The sequence below is a fragment of the Streptomyces sp. NBC_01471 genome (assembly GCF_041438865.1).
Taxonomy (GTDB): Bacteria; Actinomycetota; Actinomycetes; order Streptomycetales; family Streptomycetaceae; genus Streptomyces.
Window position 1 is genome coordinate 7,484,980 of sequence record NZ_CP109450.1, and the last position, 15,748, is coordinate 7,500,727.

General features: G+C 69.6%; 14 protein-coding genes. 11 read left to right on the forward strand and 3 right to left on the reverse strand.

Translation table 11 applies throughout. From position 1 onward, the window contains the following. Positions 1-7 precede the first annotated feature (7 nt). Positions 8-754, forward strand: coding sequence for an SDR family NAD(P)-dependent oxidoreductase (locus OG285_RS33895; protein WP_356835926.1), 747 nt, complete (start codon positions 8-10; stop codon positions 752-754). After that, positions 733-1,812: a low specificity L-threonine aldolase gene (locus OG285_RS33900; RefSeq protein ID WP_356835910.1), complete on the forward strand. Its 1,080-nt coding sequence runs from the start codon at positions 733-735 to the stop codon at positions 1,810-1,812. The genes OG285_RS33895 and OG285_RS33900 overlap by 22 nt, the downstream gene beginning before the upstream one ends. A gap of 464 nt (positions 1,813-2,276) precedes the next feature. On the opposite strand, the gene OG285_RS33905 is transcribed toward OG285_RS33900, so the two are convergent. Then, positions 2,277-3,005, reverse strand: a complete 729-nt coding sequence (locus tag OG285_RS33905; RefSeq protein ID WP_356835912.1) for a lysophospholipid acyltransferase family protein — start codon at positions 3,003-3,005, stop codon at positions 2,277-2,279. 361 nt (positions 3,006-3,366) lie between these two features. Here OG285_RS33905 and OG285_RS33910 point away from each other — a divergent pair, with 361 nt between their 5' ends. The 5 genes from OG285_RS33910 to OG285_RS33930 all read left to right on the forward strand — a co-directional run bounded on the left by OG285_RS33910 (position 3,367) and on the right by OG285_RS33930 (position 7,932). Beyond that, positions 3,367-3,693, forward strand: coding sequence for a TlpA family protein disulfide reductase (locus OG285_RS33910; RefSeq protein WP_371793222.1), 327 nt, complete (start codon positions 3,367-3,369; stop codon positions 3,691-3,693). Positions 3,694-3,904: 211 nt separating this feature from the next. After that, a complete protein-coding gene (locus OG285_RS33915; RefSeq protein ID WP_356835916.1) occupies positions 3,905-4,471 on the forward strand; it encodes a flavin reductase family protein in 567 nt (188 codons plus the stop codon). Positions 4,472-4,671: 200 nt separating this feature from the next. Beyond that, positions 4,672-5,457, forward strand: coding sequence for an electron transfer flavoprotein subunit beta (locus OG285_RS33920; RefSeq protein WP_371789892.1), 786 nt, complete (start codon positions 4,672-4,674; stop codon positions 5,455-5,457). Positions 5,458-5,518: 61 nt separating this feature from the next. Continuing rightward, positions 5,519-6,481 carry an electron transfer flavoprotein subunit alpha/FixB family protein gene (locus OG285_RS33925; protein WP_371793223.1) on the forward strand — a complete coding sequence of 321 codons (963 nt, stop codon included), beginning with the start codon at positions 5,519-5,521 and terminating at the stop codon, positions 6,479-6,481. Between the two features lie 152 nt (positions 6,482-6,633). Further along, the gene (locus OG285_RS33930) at positions 6,634-7,932 is read left to right on the forward strand and encodes an aldolase (RefSeq protein WP_371793224.1); all 1,299 of its coding nucleotides are present in this window, start codon (positions 6,634-6,636) and stop codon (positions 7,930-7,932) included. 128 nt (positions 7,933-8,060) lie between these two features. Here OG285_RS33930 and OG285_RS33935 read toward each other — a convergent pair whose 3' ends face one another. Beyond that, entirely contained in the window at positions 8,061-9,089 is a 1,029-nt protein-coding gene (locus tag OG285_RS33935) for a LacI family DNA-binding transcriptional regulator (protein ID WP_371793225.1), read from the reverse strand. Positions 9,090-9,226: 137 nt separating this feature from the next. Between OG285_RS33935 and OG285_RS33940 the strand changes: the two genes are divergently transcribed. After that, entirely contained in the window at positions 9,227-10,186 is a 960-nt protein-coding gene (locus tag OG285_RS33940) for an ROK family protein (protein ID WP_356831769.1), read from the forward strand. Here the strand turns inward: OG285_RS33940 and OG285_RS33945 are convergent. Next, the gene (locus OG285_RS33945) at positions 10,176-12,206 is read right to left on the reverse strand and encodes an NPCBM/NEW2 domain-containing protein (RefSeq protein WP_371793226.1); all 2,031 of its coding nucleotides are present in this window, start codon (positions 12,204-12,206) and stop codon (positions 10,176-10,178) included. The genes OG285_RS33940 and OG285_RS33945 overlap by 11 nt on opposite strands. A 267-nt stretch (positions 12,207-12,473) precedes the next feature. Between OG285_RS33945 and OG285_RS33950 the strand changes: the two genes are divergently transcribed. From OG285_RS33950 to OG285_RS33960, 3 genes are read left to right on the forward strand one after another with little or no spacing between them, the layout of a single operon-like run. Further along, positions 12,474-13,766 carry an ABC transporter substrate-binding protein gene (locus OG285_RS33950; protein WP_356831773.1) on the forward strand — a complete coding sequence of 431 codons (1,293 nt, stop codon included), beginning with the start codon at positions 12,474-12,476 and terminating at the stop codon, positions 13,764-13,766. A gap of 23 nt (positions 13,767-13,789) precedes the next feature. Then, a complete protein-coding gene (locus OG285_RS33955; RefSeq protein WP_356831775.1) occupies positions 13,790-14,704 on the forward strand; it encodes a sugar ABC transporter permease in 915 nt (304 codons plus the stop codon). Beyond that, the gene (locus OG285_RS33960; RefSeq protein ID WP_356831777.1) at positions 14,701-15,618 is read left to right on the forward strand and encodes a carbohydrate ABC transporter permease; all 918 of its coding nucleotides are present in this window, start codon (positions 14,701-14,703) and stop codon (positions 15,616-15,618) included. The genes OG285_RS33955 and OG285_RS33960 overlap by 4 nt, the downstream gene beginning before the upstream one ends. Positions 15,619-15,748: the final 130 nt, after the last annotated feature.

Genomic DNA, 15,748 nt, shown 5'->3' on the forward strand with positions numbered 1-15,748 from the left:
GGAGACGATGAGCAAGGGATCGCTGGACGGAGCCGTGGTCGCGGTGGCCGGGGCCGCGGGGCCGGCCGGCCGCGCCGCGCTGCTGAGGCTGGCCGAGGCCGGGGCGACCGTGGTCGGCGCCGACGCCGACGTCGCCCGGCTCGCCGAGGCGGTGGACGCGGCGCGCTACGCGCACGGCGGCTCCACCGTCACCGGTGAGACGGTCGATCTGCTGGACCTGGAGGCCACCCGGGCCTGGGCCGACCGTACGGAGGCCGAGTTCGGCCGTATCGACGGTCTGGTGCATCTGGTGGGCGGCTGGCGCGGCAGCCCCAGCTTCGCCGAGACCGAGATCGCCGACTGGAACCTGCTGGAGAAGCTGCTGATCCGTACGGTGCAGCACACCTCGCTGGCCTTCCACGACGCGCTGCTGCGCAGCGACCGCGGCCGCTATGTGCTGATCAGCGCGGCCGGTGCGTCCAAGCCCACCGCGGGCAACGCCGCCTACGCGGCGTCGAAGGCCGCGGCCGAGGCCTGGACCCTGGCGCTCGGCGACGCCTTCCGCAAGGCGGGCGGCGAGGACGGTCCGCGGACGGCTGCTTCCGTCCTGGTGATCAAGGCTCTGGTGCACGACGCGATGCGTGCCGAGCGTCCGAATGCCAAGTTCTCGGGCTTCACCGACGTCGCGCAGCTGGCCGAGGCCATCGCCGGTGTCTGGGACCAGCCCGCCGGAGACGTGAACGGAAAGCGCCTGTGGCTGACACCCGCCCCGTGAGGACCGATGCCGTACGCCACCACGACCCGCAGGTCCGTGGCTTCGCCAGTGACAACTACGCGGGGGCGCACCCGGAGATCCTGGCCGCGCTCGCCGTCGCCAACGGCGGGCACCAGATCGCGTACGGCGAGGACGCGTACACCGACCACCTCCAGCGGCTGATCCACAGCCACTTCGGCCCGAGCGCCGAGGCCTTCCCGGTCTTCAACGGCACCGGAGCCAACGTCGTCGCGCTGCAGGCACTCACCGACCGCTGGGGCGCCGTCGTCGCGGCCGAGACGGCGCACATCAACGTGGACGAGGGCGGTGCCCCCGAACGCGTCGCCGGGCTGAAGCTCCTCACCGTACCCACGCCCGACGGCAAGCTCACACCCGAGCTGATCGACCGTCAGGCTTTCGGCTGGGACGACGAGCACCGGGCGATGCCACAGGTCGTCTCGATCACGCAGAACACCGAACTCGGCACGGTCTACACACCCGGCGAGATCCGGGCGATCTGCGAGCACGCCCACGGCTACGGGATGAAGGTGCACCTCGACGGGGCCCGGATAGCCAACGCCGCGGCATCGCTCGACGTGCCGATGCGTGCCTTCACCAACGCGGTGGGCGTGGACATCCTCTCCTTCGGCGGCACGAAGAACGGCATGCTCTTCGGTGAGGCCGTCGTGGTCCTCAACCCGGACGCCGTGCGGCACATGAAGCATGTGCGGAAGATGTCCATGCAGCTCGCTTCCAAGATGCGCTTCGTCTCCGTGCAGCTGGAGGCGCTGCTCACCCGCGACCTGTGGCTGCGCAACGCCCGCCACGCCAACACCATGGCCCAGCGACTCGCGGCGGGGGTACGTGACACGGACGGGGTCGAGATCCTGCATGCCGTCCAGGCGAACGCGGTGTTCGCACGGCTGCCGCACGACGTCAGCGAGCGACTGCAGAAGCGCTACCGCTTCTACTTCTGGGACGAGCCCGCGGGCGACGTCCGCTGGATGTGCTCCTTCGACACCACGGAAGAAGACGTGGACGGTTTTCTGCTGGCGCTGAAGGAAGAACTGGCCCGCTGAACGGACCGCTGCTGAAAGGCCCCTTGGGCTTGGGTGCATAAATGTGCGATCCGCGCTCGCCGCACTGCCGCGCGCCGGGTCGGTCCCCACGGCCTTCTGCTGCCAGCGGCTCACGGAGGACGGCGGATCGGATCCGGTGGTCCACGGTCCGGTCGCGGTGCGGCTGCCGGAGGGGCGCGGCTGGGCCCGCCAGGACGCCCGGGGCGACAAGCCGGGCGTCAGCACGCGGTTCTCCCTCGGCGCGGAGCGGCCGGCCTGGCGGGTGCGTCCGCAGCTCGGCGAGGTGGACTATCCAATGCTGTACGCCGACCGCACCCGGCGGTGCTGGACGCCCTGCGGACGGCCCCGGACTCCGCGCACCCGCTGCGGACGCTGCCGACCGCGCTCTGACCCCGGCGATGCGAGCCCCGCGATGCGCCGCCCGGCGCGGGAACGCGGGCGGGACGAGGGACCCGCACCCGGTCTCAGCCGGCCCCGGCCTCGCGCACCTGCGCGGGAGTCGGCGCCGTACCGCCCAGATGGGCCGGGATCCACCAGGTGTCCGAAGCGTTCTTCGGGCGTACCGGGTAGGCGCGCTGCGCCGCTTCCAGCAGCTCCTGCATGCGCTCGCGGAGCCTGCGGGTGATCGCTCCCGCGTACTCGTCGGTGGGCGCCTCCATGGGCTCGCCCACCCGGACCGTGACCGGGATGTGGCTGCGCTTGAGATTGCGCGGCCTGCCCTTGGTCCACAGCCGCTGGGTGCCCCACAGCGCCATCGGGATCAGCGGTACGCCCGCGTCCTGGGCCAGCCGTGCCGCGCCTGACTTGAAGCTCTTGAGCGTGTAGGACTCCGAGATCGTGGCCTCGGGGAAGACGCCGATGATCTCGCCGGAGCGCAGCGCCGTGAGGGCGTGCCGGTAGGCGGCCTCGCCCTGTTTGCGGTCCACCGGGATGTGCTTCATGCCGCGCATCAGCGGCCCGGAGATCTTGTGGCGGAAGACCGACTCCTTGGCCATGAAGCGCACCAGGCGCTTCTGCGGGAGTGCGGCCAGACCGTTGAAGATGAAGTCCAGATAGCCGATGTGGTTGCTGACGAGCACCGCCCCGCCGGAGCGGGGGATGTTCTCCGAACCCTGTGTATCGATCTTGAGGTCGAGCGCCTTGAAGAGCCCCCGAGCGGCGCCGATGACCGGTCGATAGACGAGTTCTGCCATCTGGAGAAGACCCTTCTGTGCCCGGGGACGTGCCCCCCCGGCGGAAGTTACGCTGCCGTAGGTTTGCGGCATGGGGCAGATCGTGCCCCATGGCGACCAGAGTAGCCACCCCTGGTGACGTGGGGCCGGGAGATCCTCGTCACGTCGTGCGTAATCCGCCCGCACCGCTCCCGAGCAGCACATACACCGCTCGGCACGACCGGCGCGGCCCCGCGCGCCGCCACGGGAATCATCCTGGCCGCGCAAGCGCTGCACCCGGGGAGACCGCGGGTGCGGCTGGTGGCGGTACGCGCGGCCGGACCGGCGGTGGTGGAACCGTACGGCTTCCGGCCGGTACGGCGGCCGAGGAACGGAGCAGGACGTGCACGGGCAGGACGGCGAAAGGCGGCTCGGGGCCGCGGAGTTGGGCGAGGAGCTGGGGGAGCGGGCGACGCTCGTCCAGTTCTCCAGCGCCTTCTGCCGGCCCTGCCGGGCCACCTGGTGGACGCTGCGGGAGGTGGCCGCCATGGTCGACGGAGTCACCCATGTCGAGCTCGATGCCGAGGCCCGGCTCGGGCTCGTACGGGAGCTGGACATCCTCCGGACCCCCACTGTCCTGGTGCTGGACGCGCGGGGCCGGATCGTCCGCCGGGCGTCGGGGCAGCCGCGCAAGGCCGACGTCATCGCCGCGCTGGGACAAGTGGTCTGACTCACCGTGAGTGATCTCCCACATCCCGGAACACCCTTGACGGGGCGTCCCCTGAATCATCAATCTGACGCTATGTCGCAGCTCTCTCCCTCTGACGGCCGGTGTGTCCATCGCCGGGTCCCCGCGGACCCCGCCAGGAACGCCTGCGCGGGCTGTCCGGGTGTCTGACCATCCCCGGCCCTGTTCGCTCACACCGGAGAAGGACACCCGCATGACGACACCCACGCCGACCCAGCCGTCAACGCCGCCCGCCGTACCTGCGGCGCGGACCGCCCCGGCGCCCGCGCATCCCGGAGCCGGCCCGCTCGACGCCCCCGCACTGCTCCGCTCGGTCTTCCGCCGCCACGCCGCGGGTGTCGCGGTGATCACGGCGGCCGGTGAGCGGCCGGTGGGCTTCACCGCCACCTCGGTCAGCTCCGTCGCCGCCGAGCCGCCGCTGATCTCCTTCGGAGTCGGGACGGGTTCGTCGAGCTGGCCGGTGGTCGCCGGGGCCGAACACGTCGGGGTTCACATACTCGGCGAACACCAGCAGGAGCTGGCCACCACTTTCGCGCGCAGCGGCGCCGACCGGTTCGCCGCTCCCACCCGCTGGCGCAGCGGCCCCGAGGGCGTGCCGTTGCTGGACGGCGTACTGGCCTGGCTGGTCTGCCGGGTCGTGGCGCGAATCCCCGCCGGGGACCACCGCATCGTGATCGCCGAGGTCGTCACGGGCGATCCGGCCGGGGCCGGGCGCCCGCTGCTCTATCACCAGGGGCGCTTCAACGCGCTGCGGGACTGAGGCTCTCCCGGAATCCCCGGCTACGGAGCGTTGCTCACGTCACAGTTCAAAGCGCTTGCTCAGTGGGTACATTCTGGATGTACTGGCGAGTAATATTTCGTTGGGGGCGTCGGAACCCCCAACCGGAAATCGCCCCATCAGGCGCCTATGCTGCGAGCAACAAGGCAGCCCGGAAAAGACGATGCAGTAGGAGAGCCGGCGTGAGCTTGAGGATCGTTGTCTGTGTGAAGTATGTGCCCGATGCCACTGGTGACCGGCATTTCGCCGATGACCTGACGCTGGACCGTGATGATGTCGACGGGCTGCTGTCGGAGCTCGACGAGTACGCGGTGGAGCAGGCGCTCCAGATCGCGGGCGAGGCTGACGACGCGGAGATCACTGTCCTGACGGTCGGTCCGGAGGATGCGAAGGACGCGTTGCGCAAGGCGCTGTCGATGGGTGCGGACAAGGCGGTCCATGTCGAGGACGACGATCTGCACGGTACTGATGTGATGGGTACGTCGCTGGTGCTGGCGAAGGCCGTCGAGAAGACCGGTTACGACCTGGTCGTCTGCGGGATGGCTTCGACCGACGGCACGATGGGCGTGCTCCCGGCGCTCCTCGCGGAGCGGCTCGGTGTCCCGCAGGTGACGCTTTTGTCCGAGGTGTCGGTCGAGGGCACCACGGTGCGGGGCCGGCGTGACGGCGACACCGCCAGTGAGCAGCTGGAGGCCTCGCTGCCGGCTGTGGTGTCCGTGACGGACCAGTCGGGCGAGGCCCGCTATCCGTCGTTCAAGGGCATCATGGCGGCGAAGAAGAAGCCGGTGGAGTCCCTGGACCTGGAGGACCTGGGCCTGGAGGCCGGTGAGGTCGGTCTGGAGGGTGCCTGGACGAAGGTCGACTCCGCGGCGCAGCGTCCGGCCCGTACCGCCGGCACGATCGTCAAGGATGAGGGTGAGGGCGGCAAGCAGCTCGCGGAGTTCCTCGCGGGCCAGAAGTTCATCTGAGGCTCCCCGAGCCTCTCAATCGCCCTCAGATTCTTCGTATTCGCAGCAGGAGAGCAATCCCATGGCTGAAGTTCTCGTTTATGTCGATCACCTCGATGGTGCCGTTCGCAAGCCGACGCTGGAGTTGTTGACGCTGGCCCGGCGGATCGGTGACCCGGTCGCTGTCGCGCTGGGCGCGGGTGCCGCCGACACCGCTGCCGCTCTCGCGGAGCACGGTGCGGTGAAGGTTCTCACCTCTGATGCCCCCGAGTTCGCCGACTACCTCGTCGTCCCGAAGGTGGACGCTTTGCAGGCCGCCTGTGACGCGGTGTCCCCGGCCGCGGTGCTGGTGCCGTCGTCCGCGGAGGGCAAGGAGGTCGCCGCGCGTCTCGCGGTGCGTATCGGCTCGGGCATCATCACCGACGCCACCGACCTGGAGGCGGGTGCGGATGGTCCGGTCGCCACGCAGTCGGCGTTCGCGGCGTCGTTCACCACCAAGTCCCGCGTCTCCCGCGGTACCCCGGTCATCACTGTCAAGCCGAACTCGGCGCCGGTCGAGGCGGCCCCGGCCGCGGGCACGGTCGAGGCGCTGTCCGTGTCCTTCGGTGAGAACTCGACGGGCACCAAGGTCGTCTCGCGCACAGCGCGTGAGTCGACGGGCCGCCCGGACCTGACCGAGGCCGCGATCGTGGTGTCGGGTGGGCGTGGGGTCAACGGTGCGGAGAACTTCCACATCATCGAGGCTCTCGCGGACTCGCTCGGCGCCGCTGTCGGCGCCTCGCGTGCGGCTGTGGACGCGGGCTGGTATCCGCACTCCAACCAGGTCGGTCAGACGGGTAAGTCCGTCTCGCCGCAGCTCTACATCGCCAACGGTATCTCCGGGGCGATCCAGCACCGGGCCGGCATGCAGACGTCGAAGACCATCGTCGCGGTCAACAAGGACGCCGAGGCGCCGATCTTCGACCTCGTCGACTACGGCATCGTCGGCGACCTCTTCCAGGTCGTCCCGCAGCTCACCGAAGAAGTCACCACCCGCAAGGGCTGACCTGCCTCTTCTCAGTGGCCGGGGGCCGCGCGGTGACTTTCGCCGCGCGGCCCCCGGCTGTTTCAGCCAACCATTGACGCAGGTCATGACCGCCCGTTAACTTCGCTATGCGGATTGTTGATTCCGTGAAGCGGAAAATAGGAGGGTGCAGGATGGGTCAGCAGGAGAAGGTGGCAACGAGCCTCGCCGGTGCGGTCAGCGAGGACATCAGCGCTTCCCTGGTCCCGGTCGACGAGGAGCTGGCGAGCCGCTACCCGGGGGACCCGGGCACCCGTCAGCCCGTCCACACCGTGTACGTCCCCGGTGACGCGTTCGACGCGGGCACCATCCGCTCCTGGGGCGATCAGGCGCTGGCCTCCCTCGACACCCATGCCCCCGACGCCGCTTCCTTCGCCGGGCTTCTCGGCATCGGCGACGAGCTCGCCACGGCCGTCCACGACCGGGTGCGGGCGAAGCTGGAGCGCGAGCCCGTCGAGGACCTGCGTATCGACTTCGAGGACGGCTACGGCCCCCGCCCGGACGCCGAGGAGGACGAGGCAGCGGCCCGCGCCGCCCGGCTGGTCTCCGAGGCGTACGCGAACGGCACGGCCGCTCCGTACATGGGCATCCGGATGAAGTGCATGGAGGCGGCGGTCCGCGACCGCGGCATCCGCACCACCGACATCTTCCTCACCGGTCTGATGCAGGCGGGCGGCCTGCCCGAAGGGCTCGTCCTGACCCTTCCCAAGGTGACCTACCCCGAGCAGGTCACCGCCTTCGTGCGTCTCCTCGAAGCCTTCGAGAAGACGCACAGCCTCCCCGCCGGCCGGATCGGCTTCGAGATCCAGATCGAGACCAGCCAGTCCATCCTGGCCTCCGACGGGACCGCGGCCGTCGCCAGGGTGATCGGCGCCGCGGAGGGCCGGGCCACCGGGCTGCACTACGGCACCTTCGACTACAGCGCCTGCCTCGGCGTCAGCGCGGCCCACCAGGCCAGCGACCACCCGGCGGCCGACCACGCGAAGGCCGTCATGCAGGTCGCGGCGGCCGGCACCGGTGTACGTGTGTCGGACGGTTCGACCAACGTCCTGCCGATCGGTAGCACCGAGCACGTGCACGAGGCCTGGCGGCTCCACTACGGCCTCACGCGCCGGGCGCTGGCCCGCGCCTACTACCAGGGCTGGGACATGCACCCGGCGCATCTGCCGACCCGCTACGCGGCGGTGTTCGCCTTCTACCGGGAGGGCCTGGAACCGGCTGCCGCCCGGCTCGCCGCCTACGTGGCCAAGGCCGGCGGTGACGTCATGGACGAGCCGGCGACCGCCAAGGCGCTCAGCGGATATCTGCTGCGCGGCCTCGACTGCGGCGCACTCGACGACGCGGAGGTCACCCGGCTCACCGGTCTGACCCGCGCCGACATGGAGGGCTTCTCGGGCCCGCGCCGCGCGGACCTGACGATCACCGCCCCCTGACCGTCGCCGTCCCGACCGCACCCCGGCTCACGCACCGGGACCCGGTCCCGCCACCAGGGTGCGCCGACAGCGCTGCCCCCGTCCGGACAAACGGCGGGGGCAGCGCTGAGTCCGTACCGAGAACGCTGCTACGCGGGCGGGATCTCGCCCGAACCGCGCGCGATGAGCCGGGTCGGCAGCACCTTCTGCGCGGGGGCGTCGTCCGCGCCGTCCAGCCTGCGGAAGAGCGTCTCGGCCGCCGTACGCCCCAGCGCCGCCGAGTCCTGCGCGATCACCGTGATCCCCAGCAGGTCGGCCAGCTCGATGTCGTCGAACCCGACGAGGGCCACCTGCTGCTCGCGCTCGGCCAGGACACGTACGGCGGTCACCGTCACACGGTTGTTGCCCGCGAAGATCGCGGTGACCGGTGAGGGACCGTCCAGCAGCGTCTCCACCGCGGCCCGCACGCGGTCGGCCTCCGTGACACCGAGTGAGACCCAGGCGTCGTTCACCTCCAGTCCGCCCTCCGCCATGGCAGCGTGGTAGCCGCGCAGGCGCTCGGTGGCCGTGTGGATCCGCGGCTGGTCGCCCACGAAGCCGATCCTGCGGTGGCCCCCCGCGATCAGATGGGCGACGCCGTCGCGGGCGCCGCCGAAGTTGTCCGAGAACACCATGTCCGCGTCGATCTTCCCGGCGGGACGGTCCACGAAGACGGTGGCGACCCCGGCGGCGATCTCCGGTTCCAGATAGCGGTGGTCGTCCCCGGCCGGGATCACGATCAGCCCGTCCACCCTGCGGGCGCAGAGCGCGAGGACCAGCTCCTGCTCCCGCTCCGGATCCTCGGCACTGGAACCGTTGATGAGGAGCGCGCCGTGGGCCCGGGCCACCTCTTCCACCGCGCGGTTCAGCGGCCCGTAGAAAGGGTCGGCGAGGTCCTCCAGGACCAGGCCGATGCTCGCGGTGCGGCCCTTGCGCAGCACGCGTGCGCTGTCGTTGCGGCGGAATCCGAGGGCCTCGATGGCCTCCTGAACCCGGCGCTCGGTGTCGGGCGTGACGCCCGCCTCGCCGTTCACCACCCGCGACACTGTTTTGAGGCCGACTCCGGCACGCGCGGCGACATCCTTCATCGTCGGCCGGTTGCCGTAGCGGGGCTCGGAGTGGCTGGTGGTCCGGTCCACGGTGCGCTGTCCTGTCGTCGGCTGGTGTGCTGTGGGAGATGCGTGTCGAGCATAGGGCCTGGACAACGTTGTCAGGTGAATGGAGACTGACCACTTACACTCCTCATTACCCCTTGTCACCTGGAGATCCGACAGCAATGCACAACCACCTCGTAGCCGCGCTGGACATCGGCGGCACAAAGATCGCCGGCGCGCTGGTGGACGGCAGGGGGCAGATTCTCGTACGAGCGCAGGCGCCGACACCCGCCAGGGAGGACGGCGACACCGTGATGGGCGCCGTCAAGGAGGTGCTCGACGGGCTCGCGGCCGACCCCAGGTGGGAGCGCGCCACCGCTGTCGGCATCGGCAGCGCCGGGCCCGTGGACGCGTCGGCCGGCACCGTCAGCCCGGTCAACGTGCCCGGCTGGCGCGACTACCCGCTCGTCGAGCGGGTGCGCGGCGCGGTCGGCGGCCTGCCGGTCACGCTCGTCGGGGACGGCGTCGCCATGACCGCGGCGGAACACTGGCAGGGCGCGGCCCGCGGATACGACAACGCCCTGTGCATGGTCGTCTCCACAGGCGTGGGCGGTGGTCTGGTGCTGGGCGGCACCCTGCGTCCCGGCCCCAGCGGCAACGCCGGGCACATCGGCCACATCAGCGTCGATCTGGACGGGGACGCCTGCCCGTGCGGTTCGCGCGGCTGCGTCGAGCGCATCGCCAGCGGCCCGAACATCGCCCGCCGCGCCCTGGCGGGCGGCTGGCGCCCCGGCCCGGACGGCGACGCCACCGCCGCCGCGGTGGCCGCGTCGGCGCGCGCGGGCGACAGTACGGCCCTCGCGTCCTTCGAGCGCGCGGCCCAGGCGCTCGCCGCCGGGATCGCCGCCACCGCGACCCTGGTCGAGATCGACATCGCGGTGATCGGCGGGGGAGTGGCGGGCGCGGGCGACGTGCTGTTCGGTCCGCTGCGCCGCGCACTGCGGGACTACGCCACGCTCTCCTTCGTGCAGCAGCTGAAAGTGGCTCCCGCTCTGATGGGCAACGACGCCGGTCTGGTCGGGGCTGCGGCTGCCGCCACGCTCGGCGAACCGGACGGGGCGGCAGCGGGCGTCAGCAGCTGAGCCGCGCTCCGGCCCAGTCGGCGTGGTCGGAGTCGTTCCCGTCCCCGCCGTCGGTGACCACCAGGCGTACCGTCCGCGCTCCGCTCACATCGGCCGAGAGCGGCTGCGCCGGCATGCCGTTGGTGAGGACGCCGGTCGACGCGGCCTTCCGGCCGTCGGCCCAGATCTCGAAGGCGACCGTCCCCTTGCCGTCCTTCTCGTCGTCGACCCCCACCTCGGCGCTCACCTCGGAGCAGGCGCCACCCGTGTAGTACTCGACGGCGCTCGGCGCGTGCACCCCGAGCCCCTTGGCGTACACGGTCCCGCCGATCGTGATCGGCTTTCCGTCGCCCGCCTGGTCCTCGCCGTTGCTGGTGTCCTTCTCCACCGGGCCCCAGCCGTTGCTGGACGAGAGCGCCCGCAGATCACTGAGGTACGGGCTCCCGGCGGGCGGTGCCACGACGACATGCACCGGGACGGGCTGCCCGGACCGGATACGTTCGCCGCTCGCCGAGCGGTACGTCGAAGCCAGCTCGATCTCGTAGTCGCCAGCGGCCGTCCCCGGGGGAGCGGTGAGCTGCCAGGAGGTGCTCAGTGACTTCCCGGTCGGCACAGCGGGCGCGGAGGCCCTGGAGAGTGCCTTCACGGTCCAGCCGGCCGGGCCGGTGAGCGAGGCGCCGACCTGGAGGGCCGGGACACGGCCCAGGTCGGTGACCGTGGTGGTCACCCCGGTGGCCTTGCCCGCCTCGGCCAGCAGCGGGCCGCTGATGCCGGTGTCGACGGCCGAGGGGTACTTGGCCCACGCGCGGTCCGCCCTGACGCGCAGCAGCACCGTGCCGTGCGCCGGCACGGTGGCCGAGAGGGTGCCCGCGGTGCTGTACGTCCTGTGCTGCCACAGGTCGCGCTCGGTGTACGCGGCCGCCTTCGGCAGACCGGCCGCGGCAGCCGTGGTGGAGATGCGCTGCGGGCTGTCCGACTCGTTGAAGAGCGCCACGGCGCGGCTGCCGTCCTTCATCTCCTTGGCGACGACCCAGCGCCCGGCGCCGGACGAGAGGACGGTGCCCTGCTTGCCGAGCGGGTCCTGGTCGACGGCGATGACCTCCTTGTTGGTCACGATGTCGTAGGTCTCGTCCGACGCCTTGCGCAGGTCCGTACCGATCAGCAGCGGCGCCGCCATGACCGACCACATCGAGAAGTGTGTGCGGTACTCGGTGTCGGTCATCCCGCCGTTGCCGACCTCCAGCATGTCCGGGTCGTTCCAGTGCCCCGGCCCCGCAGCCGCGGCGAGCGGCAGGTTCTGCTTGAGGATCGACAGCATCGAGGCCCAGTTGTCGCTGATGTCACCCGTCGTACGCCAGAGGTTCCCGACGTCACCGGCCCACTCCCAGGGCTTGTTGGAGCCCCATTCGCAGATGCTGTAGACGATCGGGCGGCCGGTGGCGGCGAGTGCGTCGCGCATGGCGGTGTATCGCTTCACGGCGTCGACGCCCTGGTTGTTGCAGTTGTCGTACTTGAGGTAGTCGACGCCCCAGTCCGCGAACTGCTGGGCGTCACTGGCCTCATGGCCCAGGGCTCCGGGCAGCCCGGTGCTGTCGCAGGTCCTGGTGCCCGCGCTCGTGTAGATGCCGAGCTTGAGCCCCTTGGAGTGGACGTAGTCGGCAACTGCCTTGATGCCGTTGGGGAACCGCACCGGATCCGGCACCAGTTTCCCGTCGGCGTTCCGCTGGGGGAGCGCCCAGCAGTCGTCGAGGTTCACGTACTGGTATCCGGCCGCCTTGAGACCCTTGTCGACGAAGAGGTCGGCGGTGCCCTCCACCATCGCCTCGTTGAAGTCCGCGCGGCAGTGTGTGGAGTTCCAGTTGTTGAAACCCATCGGAGGTGTGAGCGCGAGGCCGTTGTCGGCCTTGGGCGTCACGGTGTCCGGCGCGCTGCTGGCGACGGCCGGTGAGGCGAGCCCGCCGGCGCAGAGCAGTGCGGTGACCAGTGCTCCGAGGACTCTTTGACGCAGGGGACGGGAGTGGCTGGGGGGAAGGTGACGCATCGTGACGTTCCTCCGTAGGTGCCCGTGATCGGATGTCTTCATGTACGCGTCATGGCGAGCGTTTACGGTAGGGCTTGTTTGAGTCTGTTGGAAGGGGCGCGGTAACGGTTGTCCGATATCTCGCCAGAACCCTTGACTGGCACGTCAGTTGGGAGTGAGATCCAATCCTCGCGTTCGGTTGTGTTGAGTTTCACCCTGGAGGAGGGGGACATGGCGCAGTCTTCGTACAACGGTTCAGTCGTGCCCGGAAGTGTGGCTGGACATCGGATGTCCCGTCGGAATCTTCTGCGTGGCGCGGCCCTCGGTGCCGGTGCTGTGGCGCTGCCTTCGCTCCTGACGGCGTGCAGCAGCGGGCCCGGAGGAGACGGCAAGACCATCAAGCTGGGGTCCAACTCGTCGGACGCGGTACCGGAGAAGGCATTCGCCTCCGCCTTCGCCGCGTACGAGAAGCAGTCCAAGGAAGGCCGCAAGATCAAGGTCAACACCGTTGACCACAACAGCTTCCAGGAGAACATCAACCGCTATCTGCAGAGCGACCCGGACGAGGTCTTCATGTGGTTCGCGGGGAACCGCATGCAGTACTTCGCCAAGAAGGGCCTGCTGTACGACATCAGCGACCTCTGGCAGGACTACAAGGGGTTCAGTCCCGCGCTGAAGGCCCAGTCGACGGGTGCGGACGGGAAGCAGTACTTCACGCCGTACTACTACTACCCGTGGGCGGTCTTCCACCGGAAGAGCCTCTTCACCAAGTACGGCTACGAGGCCCCGAAGACGCTCGACGCGTACATCGCACTCGCCAAGCAGATGAAGAAGGACAAGCTCGTCCCCATCGGCTTCTGCGACAAGGACGGGTGGCCCGCGATGGGCACCTTCGACTACATCAACATGCGGACCAACGGCTACGACTTCCACAAGTCCCTGATGGCGGGCGAGGAGGCGTGGACCGACAAGCGGGTCAAGGACGTCTTCGACACCTGGCGGCGCCTCCTCCCGTACTGCCAGCCGGGCGCCAACGGCCGTACCTGGCAGGAGACGGGGCAGAGCCTCCAGAAGCGCGAGATCGGCATGGTGGTCCTGGGGATGCCGCACCCTGGCCAGCAGTTCCCCGCCGCCGAGCGGTCCGACATCGACTTCTTCGCCTTCCCCGAGATCAACCCGGAGCACGGCCAGGACGCCGTCGAGGCGCCCATCGACGGGTTCCTGCTGGCGAAGAAGTCGAAGGAGCTCAAGAACAAGAAGTCCATGGAGAGCGCCAAGGACCTGCTCAGGTGGCTGGCCACCCCGAAGGCCGAGGACGTCTACCTGGCCGGTGACCCCAACAACATCGCGGTCAACAGCGGGGCGGACCTGTCGAAGTACACCGCGCTGCAGAAGAAGTCGGCCGAGCTGATAGCCGGGGCGAAGCAGATCTCGCAGTTCATGGACCGCGACACCCGCCCGGACTTCGCGTCGACGGTGATGATCCCGGCCATCCAGAAGTTCATCTCCACCCCGAACGATGTCGACGGACTGTGCAACGACATCGAGCGGCAGAAGAAGACCATCTTCGCTTCCGAGTGAACAGCCCCCTGGAGTAACAGACCGTGGCGCTCAACACCGCGCGGCGCTCCGCACGACGAGGCCGCCGCCGCTTCACCCGGCGCGACCTCGTCGTACTCGGGCTGCTGCTGGGCATACCCGTCCTGCTCGACATCGCCATCGTGTGGGGACCGACCCTCGCGTCCGTCGTGCTCTCCTTCACCAGCTGGGACGGCGTCGGATCCATCAAGTGGGTGGGAACGCAGAACTACGCGAACCTCTTCACCAACTACCCGCCGTTCTGGCCGGCGGTCCGGCACAACCTGCTGTGGCTGGGCTTCCTCGGTCTCGTCGCGGTGCCGTTCGGGCTGCTGCTCGCGGTACTGATCGACCGGGGCGTGCGCTTCAGCCGCTTCTACCAGTCGACGCTCTACATGCCGGTGGTGCTCTCCCTCGCCGTCGTCGGCTTCATCGCACAGCTGATCTTCTCCCGCGACCAGGGTGTGCTCAACGCCGTCATCGGCAACACCAAGAACCCCGTCGACTGGCTCGGTGACCCCAGGCTCAACATCTGGATGATCCTGCTGGCCGCCGCCTGGCGGCACACCGGCTACGTGATGATCCTCTATCTGGCCGGGCTGAAGGCCGTGGACCCCTCGCTCAAGGAGGCGGCGGCCATCGACGGCGCGAGCGAGGCGCAGACCTTCTTCCGGGTCGTCTTCCCGACCCTGCGGCCGGTCAACGTCATCGTCGGAGTCATCACCGTCATCGAGTCGCTGCGCGCCTTCGACATCGTCTACGCGGTCAACCACGGCCGCAACGGCCTGGAAGTGCTCTCGGTGCTCGTCACCGACAACATCATCGGCGAGGCCAGCAGGATCGGCTTCGGCTCGGCCATCGCCGTGGTGCTGCTGGCCGTCTCCATGGGCTTCGTCGTGACGTATCTGGTGCAGGAGATCCGAGGAGAGAAGTCCCGATGACCGTCGACACCGCTCCGCCGCCCACCGCGGTCCCGGCGTCCGCGCCCGCCGCCCGCCGCCGGGGCACCCGCCCCGGCCGGATCGGGCTGCACGTGTTCCTGATGGGCGTCTCGATCGCCTTCCTCGCGCCCCTGCTGCTCGCGGTCTACGCCTCGCTCAGGCCGTACGACGAGACCTCCAAGTACGGCTACTTCTCCCTGCCGCGGCATCTCTCCTTCCACTACTACAAGCAGGCTTTCAGCGACTCGGGCATGACGAAGTACTTCGTCAACACGCTGATCATCGCCGTGCCCGGAGTCATCGTCACGCTCTTCCTCGCGTCGTTCGTGGCCTTCGCGGTGTCCCGGATCCGGCTGCGCGGCGGCATCGTCCTGCTGATGCTCTTCACCGCGGGCAACCTGCTGCCGCAGCAGGTCATCGTCACCCCGCTGTACGTCGTGTTCAACCGCATCCCGCTGCCGTACTGGATGTCCGACTCGATGACGATGTTCGACTCGTACTGGGCCGTCGTCCTGGTCCAGGTCGGGTTCCAGATCGGGTTCTGCGTCTTCGTCCTCGCGAACTTCATGCGCACGCTGCCGCAGGAGATCCTGGAGGCGGCGATCGTCGACGGCGCGGGCGTGTGGACGCAGTTCTGGCGGATCACCCTGCCGCTGTGCCGCCCCGCCATCGCCGCACTCGCCACCCTTGAGTTCACCTGGATGTACAACGACTTCCTGTGGGCGCTGGTCTTCATGTCCGACGGGGACAAACTGCCGATCACCTCGGCACTGAACAACCTGCGCGGCCAGTTCTTCACGGACTACAACCTGCTGGCCGCGGGTTCGGTGATCGTGGCGCTGCCGACGCTCGTCGTGTTCCTGCTGCTGCAACGGCACTTCATCGCGGGGCTGACCCTCGGATCCACCAAGTGAGCGGGCGACGCCGGCCGCGGGCAGGCCCGGTGGCGGTCCGTCCGCACCACCACCACCGACGTCGGATCAGGTCAAACCGGGCTCTGCGAACCGAAATGTTCCGGCAAAGTGTTGGCGGGTGCAACCATCG

What these genes read in the sequence shown, in the direction of transcription:
- OG285_RS33895 (WP_356835926.1), top strand. Translation starts at nt 8, where the DNA reads ATGAGCAAGGGATCGCTGGACGGAGCCGTGGTCGCGGTGGCCGGGGCC.
- OG285_RS33905 (WP_356835912.1), bottom strand. Translation starts at nt 3,005, where the DNA reads ATGGCAGAACTCGTCTATCGACCGGTCATCGGCGCCGCTCGGGGGCTC.
- OG285_RS33915 (WP_356835916.1), top strand. Translation starts at nt 3,905, where the DNA reads ATGACGACACCCACGCCGACCCAGCCGTCAACGCCGCCCGCCGTACCT.
- OG285_RS33925 (WP_371793223.1), top strand. Translation starts at nt 5,519, where the DNA reads ATGGCTGAAGTTCTCGTTTATGTCGATCACCTCGATGGTGCCGTTCGC.
- OG285_RS33930 (WP_371793224.1), top strand. Translation starts at nt 6,634, where the DNA reads ATGGGTCAGCAGGAGAAGGTGGCAACGAGCCTCGCCGGTGCGGTCAGC.
- OG285_RS33940 (WP_356831769.1), top strand. Translation starts at nt 9,227, where the DNA reads ATGCACAACCACCTCGTAGCCGCGCTGGACATCGGCGGCACAAAGATC.
- OG285_RS33945 (WP_371793226.1), bottom strand. Translation starts at nt 12,206, where the DNA reads ATGCGTCACCTTCCCCCCAGCCACTCCCGTCCCCTGCGTCAAAGAGTC.
- OG285_RS33950 (WP_356831773.1), top strand. Translation starts at nt 12,474, where the DNA reads ATGTCCCGTCGGAATCTTCTGCGTGGCGCGGCCCTCGGTGCCGGTGCT.
- OG285_RS33960 (WP_356831777.1), top strand. Translation starts at nt 14,701, where the DNA reads ATGACCGTCGACACCGCTCCGCCGCCCACCGCGGTCCCGGCGTCCGCG.